Source organism: Burkholderia sp. HI2500 (genome assembly GCF_002223055.1).
Classification (GTDB): Bacteria; Pseudomonadota; Gammaproteobacteria; order Burkholderiales; family Burkholderiaceae; genus Burkholderia.
In genome coordinates, this window is sequence record NZ_NKFL01000005.1 from 349377 (window position 1) to 366865 (window position 17489).

At 68.8% G+C, this 17489-nt stretch carries 16 protein-coding genes; 10 read left to right on the forward strand and 6 right to left on the reverse strand.

What is annotated here, in order from left to right:
* Positions 1–176 precede the first annotated feature (176 nt).
* Entirely contained in the window at positions 177–1739 is a 1563-nt protein-coding gene (locus CFB45_RS14490) for a class I adenylate-forming enzyme family protein (protein ID WP_089426177.1), read from the forward strand.
* Positions 1740–1787: 48 nt separating this feature from the next.
* Here the strand turns inward: CFB45_RS14490 and xerD are convergent, their stop codons facing one another.
* The 3 genes from xerD to queG form a co-directional block, all read right to left on the reverse strand.
* Complete coding sequence (xerD, locus tag CFB45_RS14495; protein ID WP_089426178.1) at positions 1788–2738, reverse strand: site-specific tyrosine recombinase XerD; 951 nt, start codon at positions 2736–2738, stop codon at positions 1788–1790.
* Entirely contained in the window at positions 2738–3205 is a 468-nt protein-coding gene (locus CFB45_RS14500) for a methylated-DNA--[protein]-cysteine S-methyltransferase (protein ID WP_089426179.1), read from the reverse strand. The genes xerD and CFB45_RS14500 overlap by 1 nt, the downstream gene beginning before the upstream one ends.
* 64 nt (positions 3206–3269) lie before the next feature.
* Entirely contained in the window at positions 3270–4505 is a 1236-nt protein-coding gene (queG, locus tag CFB45_RS14505; RefSeq protein ID WP_089426180.1) for a tRNA epoxyqueuosine(34) reductase QueG, read from the reverse strand.
* A 17-nt stretch (positions 4506–4522) separates the two neighbouring features.
* Between queG and tsaE the strand changes: the two genes are divergently transcribed.
* Both tsaE and CFB45_RS14515 read left to right on the forward strand, forming a co-directional pair.
* Positions 4523–5077 (forward strand): tRNA (adenosine(37)-N6)-threonylcarbamoyltransferase complex ATPase subunit type 1 TsaE, encoded by a 555-nt coding sequence (gene tsaE / locus CFB45_RS14510; protein WP_089426181.1) that lies wholly within the window; start codon positions 4523–4525, stop codon positions 5075–5077.
* Positions 5059–6579: an N-acetylmuramoyl-L-alanine amidase gene (locus tag CFB45_RS14515; RefSeq protein WP_089426182.1), complete on the forward strand. Its 1521-nt coding sequence runs from the start codon at positions 5059–5061 to the stop codon at positions 6577–6579. The genes tsaE and CFB45_RS14515 overlap by 19 nt, the downstream gene beginning before the upstream one ends.
* 54 nt (positions 6580–6633) lie before the next feature.
* On the opposite strand, the gene CFB45_RS14520 is transcribed toward CFB45_RS14515, so the two are convergent.
* Complete coding sequence (locus CFB45_RS14520) at positions 6634–7512, reverse strand: EamA family transporter (protein WP_179254846.1); 879 nt, start codon at positions 7510–7512, stop codon at positions 6634–6636.
* Between the two features lie 247 nt (positions 7513–7759).
* On the opposite strand from CFB45_RS14520, the gene CFB45_RS14525 reads away from it, so the two are divergent.
* Both CFB45_RS14525 and trxA read left to right on the forward strand, forming a co-directional pair.
* The gene (locus CFB45_RS14525) at positions 7760–8641 is read left to right on the forward strand and encodes a pirin family protein (protein WP_089426184.1); all 882 of its coding nucleotides are present in this window, start codon (positions 7760–7762) and stop codon (positions 8639–8641) included.
* A 52-nt stretch (positions 8642–8693) separates the two neighbouring features.
* The gene (gene trxA, locus CFB45_RS14530) at positions 8694–9542 is read left to right on the forward strand and encodes a thioredoxin (protein ID WP_069248701.1); all 849 of its coding nucleotides are present in this window, start codon (positions 8694–8696) and stop codon (positions 9540–9542) included.
* Between the two features lie 113 nt (positions 9543–9655).
* Here the strand turns inward: trxA and CFB45_RS14535 are convergent, their stop codons facing one another.
* Positions 9656–10513 (reverse strand): tRNA threonylcarbamoyladenosine dehydratase, encoded by an 858-nt coding sequence (locus tag CFB45_RS14535; protein WP_039368313.1) that lies wholly within the window; start codon positions 10511–10513, stop codon positions 9656–9658.
* 128 nt (positions 10514–10641) lie between these two features.
* On the opposite strand from CFB45_RS14535, the gene pdxH reads away from it, so the two are divergent.
* From pdxH to CFB45_RS14550, 3 genes are all read left to right on the forward strand, one after another.
* Entirely contained in the window at positions 10642–11286 is a 645-nt protein-coding gene (gene pdxH, locus CFB45_RS14540; protein ID WP_089426185.1) for a pyridoxamine 5'-phosphate oxidase, read from the forward strand.
* A gap of 120 nt (positions 11287–11406) precedes the next feature.
* The gene (locus CFB45_RS14545) at positions 11407–12627 is read left to right on the forward strand and encodes an SAM-dependent methyltransferase (protein WP_089426186.1); all 1221 of its coding nucleotides are present in this window, start codon (positions 11407–11409) and stop codon (positions 12625–12627) included.
* A 23-nt stretch (positions 12628–12650) separates the two neighbouring features.
* A complete protein-coding gene (locus CFB45_RS14550; protein WP_089426187.1) occupies positions 12651–13946 on the forward strand; it encodes a DUF72 domain-containing protein in 1296 nt (431 codons plus the stop codon).
* 53 nt (positions 13947–13999) lie between these two features.
* Here CFB45_RS14550 and msrA read toward each other — a convergent pair whose 3' ends face one another.
* Entirely contained in the window at positions 14000–14560 is a 561-nt protein-coding gene (gene msrA / locus CFB45_RS14555; protein ID WP_089426188.1) for a peptide-methionine (S)-S-oxide reductase MsrA, read from the reverse strand.
* Between the two features lie 580 nt (positions 14561–15140).
* On the opposite strand from msrA, the gene CFB45_RS14565 reads away from it, so the two are divergent.
* The gene (locus CFB45_RS14565; RefSeq protein WP_089426189.1) at positions 15141–16547 is read left to right on the forward strand and encodes a selenium-binding protein SBP56-related protein; all 1407 of its coding nucleotides are present in this window, start codon (positions 15141–15143) and stop codon (positions 16545–16547) included.
* Positions 16544–17209 carry a hypothetical protein gene (locus CFB45_RS14570; RefSeq protein ID WP_089426190.1) on the forward strand — a complete coding sequence of 222 codons (666 nt, stop codon included), beginning with the start codon at positions 16544–16546 and terminating at the stop codon, positions 17207–17209. The genes CFB45_RS14565 and CFB45_RS14570 overlap by 4 nt, the downstream gene beginning before the upstream one ends.
* Positions 17210–17489: the final 280 nt, after the last annotated feature.

Below are 17489 nucleotides of genomic sequence, written 5' to 3' on the forward strand. Positions count from 1 at the left end.
TCGCGGCCCGTTTTTCGCCGGGCGGCCTGCTGCGTCGCCGCAACGATTCCGTCCATCATCATTGCGGACATCGCGAAGCGCTATTGCCCGAATGGCCGATTGTGGCGCGCGCGCCGTCATGGCACGATCGTTCGCCAACCTCGTCGGCCGCCGCCCGCCCCTTTTCTGGAGACGCCATGTCCTCGTCCCTCCGTTCATCCGAGCCGCTCGACGTCGACGCACTGCTCGCCGCGCTGCCGCGCCGCATCGCCGACGTGCCCGCACGCTGGGCCGCGCTGGCGCCCGCGCATCCGGCGCTGATCGAGGACGCGCGCCGCCTGTCGTACGGCGACCTGTCGCGGGCCGTCGATGCCGCCGCCGCGCTGCTCGCCGACCTCGGCGTGCAAGGCGGCGACCGCGTGATGATCGTCGCCGAAAACTGCGTCGCGCAGATCGTGCTGCTGTTCGCGGCCGCCCGCCTCGACGCGTGGGCGCTCGTGTCGAACGCGCGCTTGTCCGCCAGCGAGCTCGACGCGATCGCCGCGCACGCGCGGCCGAAGCTGATCGCGTTCACCACCGACGCCTCGCCCGACGCGCGCACGCATGCCGAACGGCACGGTGCGACACCCGCCGGCACGCTACCGGTCGACGTCGGTGCATGGTCGTACCACGTCGACGCGAGCGCGCCGGGCGAACCGGTCGCCGCCGACGGTGCCGCGCAATGCGCGGCGCTGATCTACACGACCGGCACGACCGGCACGCCGAAGGGCGTGATGCTGTCGCATCGCAACCTGCTGTTCATCGCGGCGACGTCGAGCACGCTGCGCCGCGTGTCGCCCGACGACGTCGTCTACACGGTGCTGCCCGTATCGCACGTGTACGGGCTCGCGTCGGTCTGCCTCGGCAGCCTGTACGCGGGCGCGACGCTGCGGCTCGCGCCGCGCTTCTCGCCGGAAGCCGTGCGCGTCGCGCTCGCCGACGAAGGCGTCACGATCTTCCAGGGCGTGCCCGCGATGCACGCGAAGCTGCTCGAACACCTGCACACGCACGGCCATGCGTGGTGCGCGCCGCGCCTGCGCTTCGCGTATTCGGGCGGCTCGCCGCTCGACGCGAACCTGAAGGCGCGCGTCGAGCGCCTGTACGGCGTGCCGCTGCACAACGGCTACGGGATGACCGAAAGCAGCCCGACGATCACGCAGACGCCGCTCGACGCACCGCGCACCGACAGCTCGGTCGGCGTGCCGATTCCCGGCGTGGAGATGCGGATCGTCGCGCCGGACGGCACCGACGTGCCGCCGGGCGAAGTCGGCGAGATCCGCGTGCGCGGGCCGAACGTGATGCTCGGCTACTACCGCAACGCGGACGCCACGCACGCGGCCGTGTCGCCGGACGGCTGGCTGAGCACCGGCGATCTCGCGCGGCAGGAGGCGGACGGTGCGGTAACGATCGCGGGCCGCAGCAAGGAACTGATCATCCGGTCGGGCTTCAACGTCTATCCGGTCGAAGTCGAGCAGGTGCTGAACGCGCATCCGGACGTCGTGCAGGCGGCCGTCATCGGCCGCGCGGTCGAAGGCAACGAGGAAGTGCTCGCGTTCGTCGAACTAGTGCCCGGCGCGACGGCCGACGAAGCGGCGTTGCACGCCTGGTGTGCGGAGCGGCTCGCGCCTTACAAACGCCCCGCACACATCCGCGTACTCGACGCGCTGCCGGCCGCATCGACGGGCAAGGTCCTGAAGCACAAGTTGCGCGAGCTGGTCTGACTTGAACCGGCCGCGGCGCGTGACACTGCCTGCTCCGCACCGGATGCGCTAACCGCGCGGGTGGTGTTGCGCATGCAGCGTCTTCAAGCGCTCGCGTGCAACGTGCGTATAGATCTGCGTGGTCGAGATATCGCTGTGGCCGAGCAGCAGTTGCACGACGCGCAGGTCGGCGCCATGGTTCAGCAGGTGCGTCGCGAACGCGTGCCGCAGCGTATGCGGCGACAGGTGCGCGCGTACGTCCGCGTGCTGTGCGTGGCGCTTGATGATGTTCCAGAACTGCTGGCGCGTCATCCCGTCGCCGCGCGCGGTCACGAACAGCGCGTCGGCCGCGCGCGCACCGAGCAGCGCCGGCCGCGCCTCGCGCAGGTAGCGCTCGATCCACCCTTGCGCGACTTCGCCGAACGGCACGAGCCGCTCCTTCGAGCCCTTGCCCATCACGCGCACGACGCCCTCGTTGAGCCCGACCTCGACGGTCTTCAGCGTCACGAGCTCGCTCACGCGCAGCCCGCTCGCATACATCAGCTCGAGCATCGTACGATCGCGCAGGCCGAGCGGCGTGCCGATGTCGGGCGCACCGAGCAGCGCCTCGACCTGCGCCTCCGACAACGTCGACGGAAACCGGGCCGCCTGCTTCGCGGACGTGATCCGCAGCGTCGGGTCGGCGCTCGCGCGATGCTCGCGCACGGCCCAGCCGTAATAGCGCCGGAACACGGACAGCCGCCGGTTCGACGACGTCGCCTTGCCGTCGCTGCGCGCGGCGATGTAACCCGTCACCATCGCTTCGTCGGCGGAATCGAGCGACGCGTCGTGCGTCTCGGCCAGCCATTGTGAAAACAGCACCAGATCGCGCCGGTACGCATCGAGCGTGTTGCGCGCCAGCCCGTGCTCGAGCCACAGCGCATCGCAAAACACGTCGATCGACGCGCGGCTCGCGAGCAGCGCGGGGGACGCCTCGACGGCATCGCCGTCGACTTCGGGGGACATCAGCGATTCACTCATCAGTACGGCACGCCTTCGTGCGCCAGCAGCCAGCGCTTCACTTTCTGGTAATAACCGTTGTCGTCGTGGTTCGCGAAGCCGCCGAGTCCGCCCGCCGCGACGACGCGATGACACGGAATCACGAGCGGGAAGTAGTTCGCGCCGCATGCCTGGCCCACCGCGCGCGGCGCGCTGCCGATCCGCTTCGCGACCTGGCCGTAGGTCAGCACCGTGCCGGGCGGAATATCGCTGATCACGTCCCACACGCGGTGCTGGAACGCGCTGCCGACTTCGGCGAGCGGCAGGTCGAAGCGCGCCGACGCGCGCTCGAAATAACGTTCGATCTGCTTGACCGCACGCTGTGCGAGCGGCGAATCCGGATCGACCGACTTCACCGATTCGGGCAGATAGACGATCTCGCGCACCACCGCGGCATCCGTGCGGATGCCGACCTTGCCGAACGGCGCGTCGATGACTGCATTGAACATGGCCCTCTCCTGACCGATGGATGCGCGCGACACCACCGCGCGCCGACGACACTTTACGCCGCCTTCACGCGGCACGCAGCGCCCATTCGACATGCTCGCGCACGACCGGCGACGGGTCGTCGGCCCGCGCGCGCAACGCGGCGACGATCGCGTCGCGCGCCTGCGGCGTGAGCCGGCCCGCGTCCGCGCGCAGCGCATTGCCGAGCCCGACCGCGAGATTGCGCAGCCAGCTTTCGTAGCCGATGCGCCGGATCGCACTGCCCTGCATCTGCGTATCGAACGCGTCCGCGTCCCATGCAAACAGCTCGACGAGCGTCGCGCGATCGAGGCCGTGCCGCACGTCGAAATCGGCGACGGGCGCGGCCTGCGCGAACTTGTTCCACGGGCACACGAGCTGGCAGTCGTCGCAGCCGTACACGCGATTGCCGATCATCGGCCGCAGCGGCTCGGGGATGCTGCCTTTCAGTTCGATCGTCAGATACGAGATGCAGCGGCGCGCGTCGACGCGGTACGGCTCGACGATCGCGCCGGTCGGGCAGGCATCGATGCAGCGCGTGCAACTGCCGCAGTGTGCGCCGGGCGTCTCGGGCGCGGTGTCGGGGGACGTGTGCGCATCGGTCGGCAGCGGAACGTCGACGTAGATCTCGCCGAGGAAAAACAGCGAGCCCGCATCGCGCTGCAGCAGCAGCGTGTGCTTGCCGCGCCAGCCGACGCCGGCCTTCTGCGCGAGCTCGACCTCGAGCACGGGCGCCGAATCGGTGAACACGCGGTAGCCGAACGCGCCGATCTCCTGCTCGATGCGCTCGGCGAGCGTCTGCAGGCGGTTGCGCAGCACCTTGTGATAGTCGCGCCCGCGTGCGTAGATCGACACGACGGCCGCCTGCGGATCGTCGAGCCGCGCCCGTTCGCGCGCACGCCAGTCGTGCAGTGCGAGCGCGCCCGGCTCGCTTTCAGCCGCGTCGGCGGCGAGCGTTTCGGCCGGCAGATAGGCGAGCCGGGCGGAGATCACGCGTCGCGTACCGGCCACAAGTTCGGCCGGACGCGCGCGTTTCATCCCATGTTTCGCCATATAATCCATTTCGCCGTGGTATCCGGCTTCCAGCCAGGCGGCGAGGCCTGCTTCGGCATCCGAGAGATCGGTATCGCTGATGCCGATCGCCCCGAAACCCAATTCGCGCCCCCACGCCCTGATGCGCGCGGCGAGCGCAGTCAACGCCGCATCGTCGAGCGCGCACGGTGCCGCACCTTCGGCACGAGTCGAAGGTCTGTCGGATGCGGCGAGTTCCGGTAATCGGTTCATCGCACTATTTTACGAGAATGCCAGCCACGCCCAGCCATCCGCCTCACGACGCCATGCTGCCCGCCCCGCTCGCGGAGCGCGTGATCGCGCTCGCCGACGAAGCGGCGACCGAGGCCTTCGGCACCCGCTTCGCGCACGCGCTCGACGCGGCGCGCACCGAGCTTGCCCGCGCGCATGCGTTCGACGGGCTGCAGATCCAGCTGGTCGGCGATCTCGGCGCGGGCAAGACGTCCCTCGTCCGCGCGATCCTGCGTGGCCTCGGCCACACGGGGCGCGTGCGCAGCCCGACCTATACGCTCGTCGAGCCGTACGCGCTCGAACGCGACGATGGGGAACTCGAGGTCTATCACTTCGATCTGTATCGTTTCAACGATCCGGCCGAATGGTCCGACGCAGGCTTTCGCGAATATTTCAATTCCAGCGCGATCTGCCTCGTCGAATGGCCACAACAGGCAGGCACGCTGCTCGGCGTACCCGATCTGGTTTTCTCGCTCGACGTGGACGGCGACGGCCGCGCCCTCACCGTCCGGGCGTACAGCGCTTCAGGAAAGGCATGTCTCGAAAGATGTTGATCAAACCGTTCCGCTCGATCGAATCGGCGGCCACCGCGACGCACAACTGGCGGCGCCGCCAGATCCTGTGCGCGGGCGCGTCGACGCTGGTGCTCGGTCTCGTCGCCCCGCGGCTCGCGCGCGCGTCGTCGGTGCTCGGCGTGCGTGTGTGGCCCGCTCGCGATTACACGCGCGTCACGATCGAATCCGACCAGCCGCTGCAGAATAGCCAACAGCTGCTGCAGGGTCCCGACCGTCTCGTCGTTGACCTGACCGGCCTCGACCTCGACCAGGCGCTGCGCGACCTCGTGTCGAAGATCGCGCCGAACGATCCGCAGATCCAGTCGGTGCGCGTCGGCCAGTATCAGCCGCACGTCGTGCGGATGGTGTTCGACCTGAAAGGTTCGGTGAAGCCGCAGGTGTTCACGCTGCCGCCGGTCGGCACCTACAAGTACCGGCTCGTGTTCGACCTGTATCCGGCCGTCGCGCCCGATCCGCTGTCCGACCTGATCGCGCAGACGGAACGCAAGGAACAGGCGCTCAACGACAACGCGCGCGCGCAGCAGATGCAGCCGCCGTCCACGCTGGCCGGCCCGGGTACCCCGCCGCCCGCCGCGGGTGACAACAGCGACGCGTTCTTCCAGCGCTTCGCGCAGAACACGCCGGCCACGCCGCACACGCCACCCGCCACGCCTTCGACGCCCGCGAAGCCGGCCGTCAAGCCGCCACCCGTCATCGCACGCCGCGACGACAGCGACGACGATGGCGACACCTACAAGTTCACCGCGCCGAAATCCGGCAAGGGCAGCACCGTTCGCCTGCTGACGGTGGCGATCGATCCGGGCCATGGCGGCGAGGATCCGGGCGCGATCGGCGGCGGCGGCACGTACGAGAAGCACATCGCGCTCGACATCGCGAAGAAGCTGCGCGCGAAGATCGACGGCGCGCCGAACATGCGCGCGATGATGACGCGCGACGCCGACTTCTTCGTGCCGCTGAACGTGCGCGTGCAGAAAGCGCGCCGTGTGGGCGCCGACCTGTTCGTGTCGATCCACGCGGATGCATTCACGACGCCGTCCGCGCGCGGCTCGTCGGTGTTCGCGCTGTCCGACCACGGCGCGACGAGCGCCGCGGCGCGCTGGATGGCGAACAAGGAGAACTCGTCCGACCTGATCGGCGGCATCAACATCAAGACGGCGGACGCGGCCGTGAACCGCGCGCTGTTCGACATGTCGACGACCGCGCAGATCCGCGATTCGCTGCGCTACGGCAACTACGTGCTGAAGGAAGTCGGCGGCATCAACAAGCTGCACAAGGGCTCGGTCGAGCAGGCCGGGTTCGCGGTGCTGAAGGCGCCCGACATTCCGTCGATCCTCGTTGAAACGGCCTTCATCAGCAACCCGGAAGAAGAGAGCCGGCTGAACGACGACGGCTATCGCGACCAGATGGCCGACGCGATCTTCCGCGGCATCAAGCGTTATTTCGCCGCGAATCCGCCGCTCGCGAAGAGCCGGATGGCCTGACGCCCGTACCCGGCCACCCCGCCCCGCCGCCGGCACGCAGCGCGTGCCGGCGCGTCACGACGCCGCGAAGCGGCGCATCAGTTTCCCGCCGAACACGTTCACCGCGAGCCCGCCCATCACGAGCGCGGTGCCGATCAGCTGCGTGCGCGTCAGATGCTCGTCGAGCAGCAGCGCCGACGACGCGAGACCGACGATCGGCACCAGCAGCGAGAACTGCGCGACCTGCGCGGCCGGATAGCGCGACAGCAGGCGGCTCCACAGCCCGTAGCCGAGCAGCGTCGCGACGAACGCGAGATAGACGACCGCGAAGATCGACGCACCGTTCAGCCCGGCGAGCGCGGTCGCGATCCGCTGCGGCCCTTCGAACCACAGCGACAGCAGGAAGAACGGCACGGGCGGCACGAGGCTGGCCCACACGACGAGCGACACGAGGTTCGCACGGCCGACCTTCTTCGTGACGATGTTGCCGAACGCCCACATCGCGGCCGAGCAGATCGTCAGCAGGAAGCCCGCGAGCGTCATCGCGCGGCCGCCCTGCGCCGCGATCACGACGAGCCCGCCCGCGGCGATCGCGAGCCCGAGCAGGTTCTGCACGCGCAGCCGCTCGCCGAGGAACAGCATCGCGAACACGAGCGTGAAGAATGCCTGCGACTGCAGCACGAGCGACGCGAGGCCGGCCGGCATGCCGACGTACATGCCGGTGAACAGGAACACGAACTGGCCGAGCTGGATCGTCGCGCCGTACAGCACCAGCAGACGCCATGGAATCTGCGGCCGGCGCACGAAGAACACCGCGGGCACGGCCGCGAGCGTGAAGCGCAGCGCGCCGAGCAGCATCGGCGGCATGCCGTGCAGGCCGACCTTGATCACGACGAAGTTCACGCCCCACGCCAGGATCACGACCAGCGCAAGCAGCAAGTCCTTCGGGGCCATCATCGGCGTCTCCTCGATTGTCGAATGGTCGTGCACGGTGCGCTCAGGCCCTGTTGCTTTGCGCCGGGCGCCCCGAGAAGACTGCCTTCGAGGCGGAAAGCCCGGCGCGGCCCGGTGTTTTCCTCTGGGAAGCCGGTCAGTCTACCGGGTTTCAGCCCCCGGCCCGATACCCGCGCGGCGCGCATGGAATCGGCGGCGGACGGCCAGTACAATGACCGGCATCCCCCGCCGCCCCACAGGATCCGCCATGACCGCTCCGATCAAAGCCCTGCTGAAGCCGCACGTGCGCGACATCGGCAACCTGCAGGTGCGCCGCACGCTGCCCGCACTCGCCGCCCGCCTCGTCGGCCCGTTCATCTTCTTCGATCACATGGGGCCCGCCGCGCTGCCGCCCGGCACGGGCCTCGACGTACGCCCGCACCCGCATATCGGCCTCGCCACCGTCACCTACCTGTTCGACGGCGCGATCCTGCACCGCGACAGCCTCGGCTCGCTGCAGGAGATCGTGCCGGGCGACGTGAACTGGATGACGGCCGGCCGCGGGATCGTCCACTCCGAACGCACGCCCGACGCGCAGCGCGAACACGGCCACACCGTGCACGGGATCCAGACCTGGGTCGCGCTGCCGCGCGCGCACGAGACGACCGAGCCGTCGTTCGAGCACCATGCGGCCGACACGCTGCCGAAGCGCAATGAGGACGGCGTCGCGCTGACGGTGATCGCCGGCGATGCGTTCGGGTTGCGCTCGCCGGTCACGACGTTCTCGCGCACGCTGTACGTCGCGGCCGAATTCGCGGCCGGCGGCCGTCTCGCACTCGACGCGTCGCACGAGGAGCGCGCGGTCTACGTGGTCGACGGCGAGCTCGCGATCGACGGCACGCCGGTGCCGGCCGAGCAGATGGCCGTGCTCGCGCCCGGCGCCGCGGTCACGCTGACGAGCGGCAGCGGCGCGCGTGCGATGCTGCTCGGCGGCGACAAGATCGACGGCGAGCGCTTCATCGAATGGAATTTCGTCGCCAGCAGCCGCGAAGCGATCGAGCGCGCGAAAGAAGCCTGGACGCGCCAGGAAATGGGCAAGGTGCCGGGCGAGACGGAGTGGATTCCGCTGCCCGAGTCGAAGCCGCGTTGAAAAAGGGGCGCGCCGCCCCCATCCTGACGACATTCGAACGGAAGAGAACGACATGGACACCACGCTTGCCACATTCGAGAAAGACGTCATCGAGGCGTCGCTGGACGCACCCGTGCTGGTCGACTTCTGGGCGCCGTGGTGCGGCCCCTGCAAGACGCTCGGCCCGCTGCTGGAAAAGCTCGAAGGCGACTATGAAGGCCGCTGGAAGCTCGTGAAGGTCAACGTCGACGAGAACCAGGAACTCGCCGCGCACTTCCAGACGCGCAGCATCCCGCACGTGATCGCGTTCGCCGACGGGCGCCCGGTCGACCAGTTCGTCGGCGTGCTGCCCGAAGGCCAGCTGCGCGCCTTCCTCGACCGGCTGCTGCCGGCGCCCGAGGAAGCCGAACGGCGTGCCGCGCAGTATGCGATGGCCGAGGCGCGCTACGACGACGCGCTCACGCACCTCGAGGCGGCGCTCGCGCTGAACCCGGGCTTCGACGACGCCCGCCTCGATCTGATCGAACTGCTGCTCGCGAACAACCAGGTCGACGCCGCACGCGCCGAGACCGAACGCCTGTCGCCGCAGACCGTGCAGAACGGCGATCCGCGCTACCAGGCGATCAAGACCCGTTTCGACGCGCTCGACGCGACGGCCGACCTGCCGCCGACCGACGCGCTCGAAGCGCGCATCGCGGCGAACCCGGCCGACCTCGACGCGCGCTTCGACCTCGCGCAGAGCCTGATCGCGCGGCGCGCGTACGAAGGCGCGGTGGAGCAGTTGCTGGAAATCGTCACGCGCGACCGCGCGTACGGCGACGATCTCGGCCGCCGCACGCTGATCTCGGTGTTCGAGCTGGCCGGCGATCGCCCGGACCTCGTCGCCGGGTGGCGGCGCAGGCTGAGCATGGCGCTCAACTGAACGGAGGGATGACCGGCCGGGCCGCAACGGCCCGGCTGCGGGATCGCCCCGCATGACGGCCGACGGCGCGCGTCACGCGCCGCCATGCCTCGACGACCGCGATTCGCAGCGGCTCAGCCGGCGGCCTGCGCCGCGATCGCGCGCAGCGCATGCGCGGCGGCCGCGAAGCCGAAGCTCGCGGTCACGCACACGCTCGAACCGAACCCTGCACAGTTGAGCCCCGCGACGTGCGCGGCCGCGGACGGCTCGGCGCCGTCCTCGAGGTCGCAGGCGGCCGCTTCCGGATAGATCAGCGGCTCGTCCGAATACACGGCGCTGACCTTGAAACGTGCCTTCGGCCCGCGCGGAAAGCCGTGCTGCTTGCGCAACTGCGCGCGCACCTTCGACAGCAGCGGATCCTGGATCGTCAGCGCGAGATCGTCGATCCGGATGCGCGTCGGGTCGAGCTGGCCGCCCGCGCCGCCGACCACGACGAGCGGCTGGCGCTTCGCGACGCACCATGCGATCAGCGCGACCTTCGTGCGCACGCTGTCGATCGCATCGATCACGTAGTCGAAGCCGCCGCCGAGCAGCGCGTCGAAGTTGTCGGGCTCGACGAAATCCTCGATCCGGTTCACGCGGCACGCGGGATCGATCAGCGCGATCCGCTCGGCCATCGCGTCGACCTTCGGCTTGCCGTAATTGCCGTCGAGCGCGTGGATCTGCCGGTTCGTATTGCTTTCGGCGACGTTGTCGAGATCGATCAGCGTCAGCGTGCCGACCGCGTTGCGCGCGAGCGCCTCGGCCACCCACGAGCCGACGCCGCCGATCCCGATCACCGCGACGTGCGCGCGCTCGAACGCGGCGGCGGCCGGCGCGCCGTACAGGCGCGCAACACCGCCGAAACGCCGCGCGCGATCCACGTCAAGCTGGATTTCCGGGGTCGGGGTAAGATCAGAGGAACTGGGCGGGGCAGCGTCGGCGACGGACATGGCAGCAAGGAAAACGTAAGTCGTGCAGCCCTCTATTTTGCCTGAACTCCCCGCTCGCACGCGCCACTGTGCACGCACGTTTCTTGCGCGTTGGCTACAATGGTTCCAGATTGAAGCGTTTGCATAACATGACGACTCTCGCCGATCTCCGCATCAATTACTCACGTGCTTCGCTCGACGAGGCCGACGTCGCCCACGACCCCTTCGTCCAGTTCGACCGCTGGTTCAAGGAGGCGCTCGCCGCCAAGCTGCCCGAGCCGAACACGATGACGCTCGCGACCGTCGGCGCCGACGGCCGGCCGTCGGCACGCATCGTGCTCATCAAGGGCGTCGACGAACGCGGGTTCGTCTTCTTCACCAATTACGAAAGCCGCAAGGGGCGCGATCTCGCCGCGCACCCAGAGGCCGCGCTGCTGTTCTACTGGATCGAGCTCGAGCGCCAGGTGCGCATCGAAGGCCGGATCGAGAAAACCAGCGCAGAAGAAAGTGACCGCTATTTCGCGTCGCGCCCGCTCGGCTCGCGCATCGGCGCATGGGCGTCGCAACAGAGTGCGGCGATCGACAGCCGCGCGACGCTCGAAGCGCAGGAAAAGGCCGTCAGCGAACGCTACGGCGACAACCCGCCGCGCCCGCCGCACTGGGGCGGCTACCGTCTCGTGCCCGACTCGATCGAGTTCTGGCAGGGCCGCCCGTCGCGGCTGCACGACCGCCTGCTCTACACGCGCGACGCCGGCACGTCGACGGGCTGGTCGATTTCGCGCCTGTCGCCGTAAGCGCTGCGCCGGCGCACGCCGGTCGTGTCTCGTGTTGCATTCGGGCGCCCGCCTCGCAAGCGGCGGGGCCGGTCAAGATACTTGGCTGTATTCGATTCAACGAACAAACGGAGAATCCAAATGTTCTGGGAAAAGAAGCTGGCACAGTGGGCGGACGAAGTACGGGCGAAAGCGAACATACCGGCGCGCCTCGTGCTGTGGAACGGCGATCAACTCGATTTCGGCACCTTCAGCGCGCCGCAGGTCACGCTGAAGGTCAACAGCGCGTCGGCGTTGCCGCTCCTGCTCGAACCGAGCCTCGACAATCTCGGCGAGGCGTACGTGAAGGGCAAGATCGACATCGAAGGCAAGCTGTCGGACATCATCAACATCGGCTACTCGCTCGCGCGCAGCACGGTGACGAGCGCGAGCAAGCTGGCGCGCGTGAAGCGCTACTTCAATCACTCGAAGAGCACCGACAAGAAGGCGATCCAGTATCACTACGACGTCTCGAACGAGTTCTACCAGCTGTGGCTCGACGAGAACATGGTGTACTCGTGCGCGTACTTCGAGAACGGCGACGAGGATCTCGCCACCGCGCAGATCAAGAAGATCGACCATATCCTCACCAAGATCCGGCTTCAGCCCGGCCAGCGGCTGCTCGACATCGGCTGCGGCTGGGGTGCGCTCGTGCTGCGCGCCGCGCAGAAGTTCGGCGCGCAGTGCCTCGGCGTCACGCTGTCGCAGAACCAGTTCGACCTCGCGACCGCGCGCGTGAAGGCCGCCGGGCTGGAAGACAAAATCGAGATCCGGCTGCAGGACTACCGCGAGATCGACGGGCAATTCGATCGCATCACGAGCGTCGGGATGTTCGAGCACGTCGGGCGCAAGAACCTGCCGCTCTATTTCTCGCGGATCCATGACCTGCTCGCCGACGACGGCATCGCGATGAACCACGGGATCACGTCGACCGACGCGGAAAGCGGCGAGACGGCGCTCGGCGGCGGCGAGTTCATCGATCGCTACGTGTTCCCGGACGGCGAGCTGCCGCACATCAGCCTCGCGCTGGAAGCCGCGCAGCGCGGCGGGCTCGAAGCGATTGACGTCGAAAGCCTGCGCCGGCACTATGCGCGCACGCTCGATATCTGGACGGAAAACTTCGAGGCGAAGGCCGACGCCGCGCGACAACTCGTCGACGACGAAAAATTCCGCATCTGGCGCGTGTATCTCGCCGGCTGCGCATATGCGTTCGAGCACGACGACGTGTCGATCTTCCAGATCGTGTGCCGCAAGGCCGGGCAGAGCGCGAAGACGCTGCCGTGGTCGCGGCGCTATATGTACGAACACACGCTGCCGCGCTAGGCGGCGCTTCACGCTGGGCATGCATGGGTGACGGCAGGACGCGGCGCAAGGCGCCGCCGGAACGACAGCAGCACGACGACGCGAACGCGCCGCACGCCGACGGGCAATTCGACCTGTTCGGCGTGCCGGCAGATGCTGCACGCGCGTCGCCCGAGAACGATGGCCCGCCTGCCGACGCCGACGAACATGTGAACCCGGGCGCGCCTGACGACGCGCAGCCGGCACCGCGCACCCGCACCCACCCCCGTTCTTCAGACGAAACACCGCCCGCCGCTTCCGGCCTGCTGTGGGACGAGCCGTCCCTGCCAGTCGAGCCGCCGAAGAAGGGCCGGCGCCGGCGCGGCGTGCTGCCCGCGCCGATCACACCGGATGTGGCCGATGCGGCGGCCGGCCTGCCGCCGAACGTCCGGCTCGGCACGTCGTCGTGGTACTTCCCCGGCTGGGACGGCATCGTCTACGACGGCGATTTCGCTCAGACGAAACTCTCGCGCGAAGGGCTCGAAGCGTATGGCGCGCATCCGCTGCTGAAGAGCGTGAGCCTCGACCGGTCGTTCTATGGCCCGCTATCGGTGGCCGACTACCTGCGCTATGCGCAGCAGGTGCCCGACGATTTCCGCTTCGTCGTGAAGGCGCCGGCTTCCGTGACCGATGCGGTGATCCGCGGCCGGCGCGGCGAACCGTCGGGACCGAACCCGACCTTCCTCGACGCGGATCTCGCCACCCGCGAATTCGTGCAGCCCTGCGTCGAAGGGCTCGGCCGGAAAGCCGGGGTGCTCGTGTTCCAGTTCTCGCCGTTGCCCGACACGCTGCTTGCCCGGCCGGCCGAACTGATCGACCGGCTGGCCGCGTTCTTTGCGGCGTTGCCGCCGCTGCCGGCGGAAGCCGACGGCACCCGCTATGCGATCGAGATTCGCGACGCGAGCCTGCTCACGCCGCGCTTCATCCGCGCGCTCGCCGCGCTCGGCGTGCGCTACTGCGTCGGCCTGCACGCGCGGATGCCCGACCCGCTGCGCCAGGCGGCCGCGCTCGCGCTGCTCGACGGCGACGCGCCGGGCCCGCTGATCGTGCGCTGGAGCCTGCACGGCGGCTTCAAGTATGAACAGGCGAAAGCGAAGTACGAGCCGTTCGACAAGCTCGTCGACGAGGATCCGGCCACGCGCTCGGCGCTTGCCGAACTGGCCGCGCGCTATGCGCTGGCCGGGCAGCCGGTGATCATCACGATCAACAACAAGGCGGAAGGCTCCGCGCCGCTGTCGTGCATCGCGCTTGCGCGCGAGATCGCCGCCGCGTGCGCGCAGTGGCGCAACGAGGCGGCTTGATACCCGCTTGATACCGGCTAGATACCGGCTTGCGCCGGCCGCGGTCACGACGCTTACGCGCCGCGCAGCGACTTCAGACGGTGCGAGAACTTCTTCCGGAATTTCGCGAGCTTCGGCCCGATCACGACCGAGCAGTAGCCCTGCCCCGGGTTGCGCGCGTAATAGTTCTGGTGATAATCCTCGGCCGGCCAGTAGTTGTCGTCGAGCGGCACGACCTGCGTGACGATCGGCTGCCCGAACACCTGCTCGCGCTCCAGCTCGCGGATCACGTCGAGCGCCGTGTCGCGCTGCGCGTCCGAATGCGTGAACACGACCGAACGGTACTGCGTACCGACGTCGTTGCCCTGCCGGTTCAGCTGGGTCGGATCGTGCGTTGCAAAGAAGATCTCGAGGATCTCACGATAGCCGATGCGCGCCGGATCGAACGTCACGTTGACGACTTCCGCGTGGCCCGTATCGCCTTCGCAGATGTCGCGATAGCCGGGATTGCGCGTATGGCCGCCCGCATAGCCCGACTGGACGGCCGTCACGCCGTCGACGTCGAGAAACACCGCCTCCGTGCACCAGAAACACCCGCCTCCCAATGTCGCGGTTTCAAGCATCTCGTTCACCATGAAATCAGTCCCTCGTTGATGTCGGCAGCCGGCACGCATGCGCCGGCGCCACCGTTCCGTCTCGCCGCTGCCCACCCGCGTGCGGGTCGCAACGGCACGTCGGCAAGTATCTCACTCGCGCGCGAACCTGACAGATTGCACGGGTGTCGCGCGCGACCGGCCGCCCGTTTTCTCGACTACACTTAGGCACGCGCGAGCGCGGCGGCAAACCCGCTGGCTCGCGCAATGTGCCCGATGCATGCCCGACCCTGATGCAAACATCATCTGCCGGAACTTCGCTATGCATGCCTTAACAGACCTCGCCCGCGTCACGCGTCCGGCCGTCGCCGCGTCGCGGGCCGCGGCTTCGATTGCATCACCTCCTTGCCATGCATCCGTCTCGCTCCGCGCGCGGCGATCCGGCACACCGCTTCTTTCCGCTTTCACGATCTGATGCACGGCGTCGCACGCTCATCGACGCGTGCGTCCGCCTGCCGATCGCTCCCGCCGGCGTGATGCGCGCCGTGCGGCAACCCCGACTCGCACGCCCGCAACGAACGGCCGTGCGACCCCGATCCGACACCATCGAGAGGGCATCACCATGAGCATGCGGCCTGACCCGACGTTTCACGCTTCACCCGAGCTTGCGATGCAGGCACCGGCGGAGGAGTTTGCCTATACGTTGTTGCTGAGCCCCGATTTTTCCAGACCCGACGCGCTCGCCGTGATCGACGTCAAGCCTGGCTCGTCGACCTACGGAAAAATCGTGCACACGGTGACGATGCCGAACACCGGCGACGAGTTTCACCACTTCGGCTGGAATGCGTGTTCGTCGTCGCTGTCGCCGCTGACCGGCCATGCATTCCTCGAACGCCGCTTCCTGATCATCCCCGGCCTGCGCTCGTCGCGCATCTACGTGATCGACACGAAGCCGCATCCGACGCAGGCGCGCATCCACAAGATCATCGAGCCCGACGAGATCTTCTCGAAGACCGGCTATTCGCGGCCGCACACCGTGCACTGCGGGCCCGAGGGCATCTACGTGAGCACGCTCGGCGGCGCAGGCAAGGACGGCACCGACGGCGCGCCCGGCATCTTCATCATGGATTGCGAAACCTTCGACGTCCTCGGCCGCTGGGAGATCGATCGCGGCCCGCAGGACAAGCATTACGACTTCTGGTGGAACCTGCCGCGCGACTACATGGTGTCGAGCGAATGGGCGCTGCCGCCGCAATTCGAGAACGGAATCGTGCCGGAGGACCTGCTCGCGAACAAATACGGGCACCGGCTGCATTTCTGGGACCTGCGCGCGCGTCGCAACGTGCAGACGATCGATCTCGGCGCGCAGCACCAGATGGCGCTCGAGGTGCGGCCCGCGCACGACCCGGCGCGCGAATACGGGTTCGTCGGCGTCGTGGTCGACACGACGAATCTCGAAGGCTCGATCTGGACCTGGTGGCGCGAAGGCGGCAAGTTCCATGTGAAGAAAACCGCGACGATCCCGGCCGAGCCGGCCGCGGCCGACGAACTGCCGCCGCTGCTCAAGGGATTCGGCGCGGTGCCGCCGCTCGTGACCGACATCGACCTGTCGCTCGACGACCGGTTCCTCTACGTGTCCTGCTGGGGCACCGGCGAGATGCGCCAGTACGACGTGTCGGACCCGCACAACCCGGTGCTCGCGGGGTCGGTCCGCATCGGTGGCATCGCACGCCGCGCGCCGCACTCGAACGGCCGCACGTTCGCGGGCGGCCCGCAGATGGTCGAGATCAGCCGCGACGGGAAGCGCGTGTACTGGACCAACTCGCTCTATTCGACGTGGGACGACCAGTTTTATCCGGACGGCGTGCCGGGCGCGCAGGTGCTCGCGCACGTGGGGCCGGAAGGCGGGCTGACGCTCGCCGACGATTACTGGGTCGAGTTCCCCGACGGCTATCGCGCGCACCAGATCCGGCTCGAAGGCGGCGACTGCTCGACCGACTCGTTCTGCTATCCGTCGGTCAAGCGTTGAACGCCGGCTTTCACGCCCCGTTCGCGCTGTGGGCGGCCGTGCTCGCGAGCGGGGTGTATCACGGGCTCAACCCCGCGATGGGCTGGCCGCTCGCGGTGTCGAACGCGCTGATGACGCGCCGCGGCGGCGCGCTCGTCGCGGCGCTCGGCTATCTCGCGCTCGGCCATGCGCTCGCCGTGTTCGCGGTGATGCTGCCGTTCGGGCTGCTCGCCGCGCTGCTTGCGTGGCAGACGGCGATCCGGATCGGCGCGAGCGCGCTCGTGATCGGCTTCGGCGCCGTGCTGCTGATCCGGCGCCGGCATCCGCGGGCGCTTGCGCGGATTCCGCCTGCCCGGCTCGGCCTGTGGTCGTTCGCGGTCGCGATCGCGCATGGCGCGGGGCTGATGCTGGTACCGATCTACCTCGGGCTGTGCGGGCTCGACCAGGACGCCGGCCATCGCGCGGCGGCCACGCTCGTCGATGCGCATCTCGGAATGGCGCTCGTCGTCGCGGCCGTGCATGCCATCGCGATGATCGGCGCCGGCGGCGGGCTCGCGTGGCTCGTGTACCGCTATCTCGGGCTGAAGTTCGTATCGCGAAGCTGGTTCAATCTCGACGCGGTGTGGGCGTCGAGCCTGATCGTAACGGGCGCGTTGTCGCTGGGGCTGGCGGCGACGCGATAGTGCGGGGGGACCTGCGGCCGATGTCGAGCAGAGGTGCCGGGCGGAGCGGCGGCCCCGCACAAAAAACGCGACGGAACGGCCGTGCCGGCAGCGTGCCATCGCGCATCCGGCCGCGCGCCGCAGTGTTCGCTACGTCACCCTGCCCCCGCAATGCGCCGTCCGGCCGGGCCCGGCGGCCCCGATTCCGCTAAAATCGGGCCATGCGCACCCCTTCCCCCTCGACCGCCTTGTCGCCTTTCGTCCGCCGTGCCCGCCCCACCCGCGTCGCGCCGCGCCCGCC

Coding starts and splice junctions, on each gene's coding strand:
- pdxH (WP_089426185.1), top strand. CDS start 10,642: ATGACGACTCTCGCCGATCTCCGCATCAATTACTCACGTGCTTCGCTC.
- CFB45_RS14520 (WP_179254846.1), bottom strand. CDS start 7,512: ATGGCCCCGAAGGACTTGCTGCTTGCGCTGGTCGTGATCCTGGCGTGG.
- msrA (WP_089426188.1), bottom strand. CDS start 14,560: ATGGTGAACGAGATGCTTGAAACCGCGACATTGGGAGGCGGGTGTTTC.
- trxA (WP_069248701.1), top strand. CDS start 8,694: ATGGACACCACGCTTGCCACATTCGAGAAAGACGTCATCGAGGCGTCG.
- CFB45_RS14565 (WP_089426189.1), top strand. CDS start 15,141: ATGAGCATGCGGCCTGACCCGACGTTTCACGCTTCACCCGAGCTTGCG.
- queG (WP_089426180.1), bottom strand. CDS start 4,505: ATGAACCGATTACCGGAACTCGCCGCATCCGACAGACCTTCGACTCGT.
- xerD (WP_089426178.1), bottom strand. CDS start 2,738: ATGAGTGAATCGCTGATGTCCCCCGAAGTCGACGGCGATGCCGTCGAG.
- CFB45_RS14490 (WP_089426177.1), top strand. CDS start 177: ATGTCCTCGTCCCTCCGTTCATCCGAGCCGCTCGACGTCGACGCACTG.
- CFB45_RS14545 (WP_089426186.1), top strand. CDS start 11,407: ATGTTCTGGGAAAAGAAGCTGGCACAGTGGGCGGACGAAGTACGGGCG.
- CFB45_RS14515 (WP_089426182.1), top strand. CDS start 5,059: ATGTCTCGAAAGATGTTGATCAAACCGTTCCGCTCGATCGAATCGGCG.
- CFB45_RS14550 (WP_089426187.1), top strand. CDS start 12,651: ATGGGTGACGGCAGGACGCGGCGCAAGGCGCCGCCGGAACGACAGCAG.
- CFB45_RS14535 (WP_039368313.1), bottom strand. CDS start 10,513: ATGTCCGTCGCCGACGCTGCCCCGCCCAGTTCCTCTGATCTTACCCCG.
- CFB45_RS14500 (WP_089426179.1), bottom strand. CDS start 3,205: ATGTTCAATGCAGTCATCGACGCGCCGTTCGGCAAGGTCGGCATCCGC.
- tsaE (WP_089426181.1), top strand. CDS start 4,523: ATGCCAGCCACGCCCAGCCATCCGCCTCACGACGCCATGCTGCCCGCC.
- CFB45_RS14525 (WP_089426184.1), top strand. CDS start 7,760: ATGACCGCTCCGATCAAAGCCCTGCTGAAGCCGCACGTGCGCGACATC.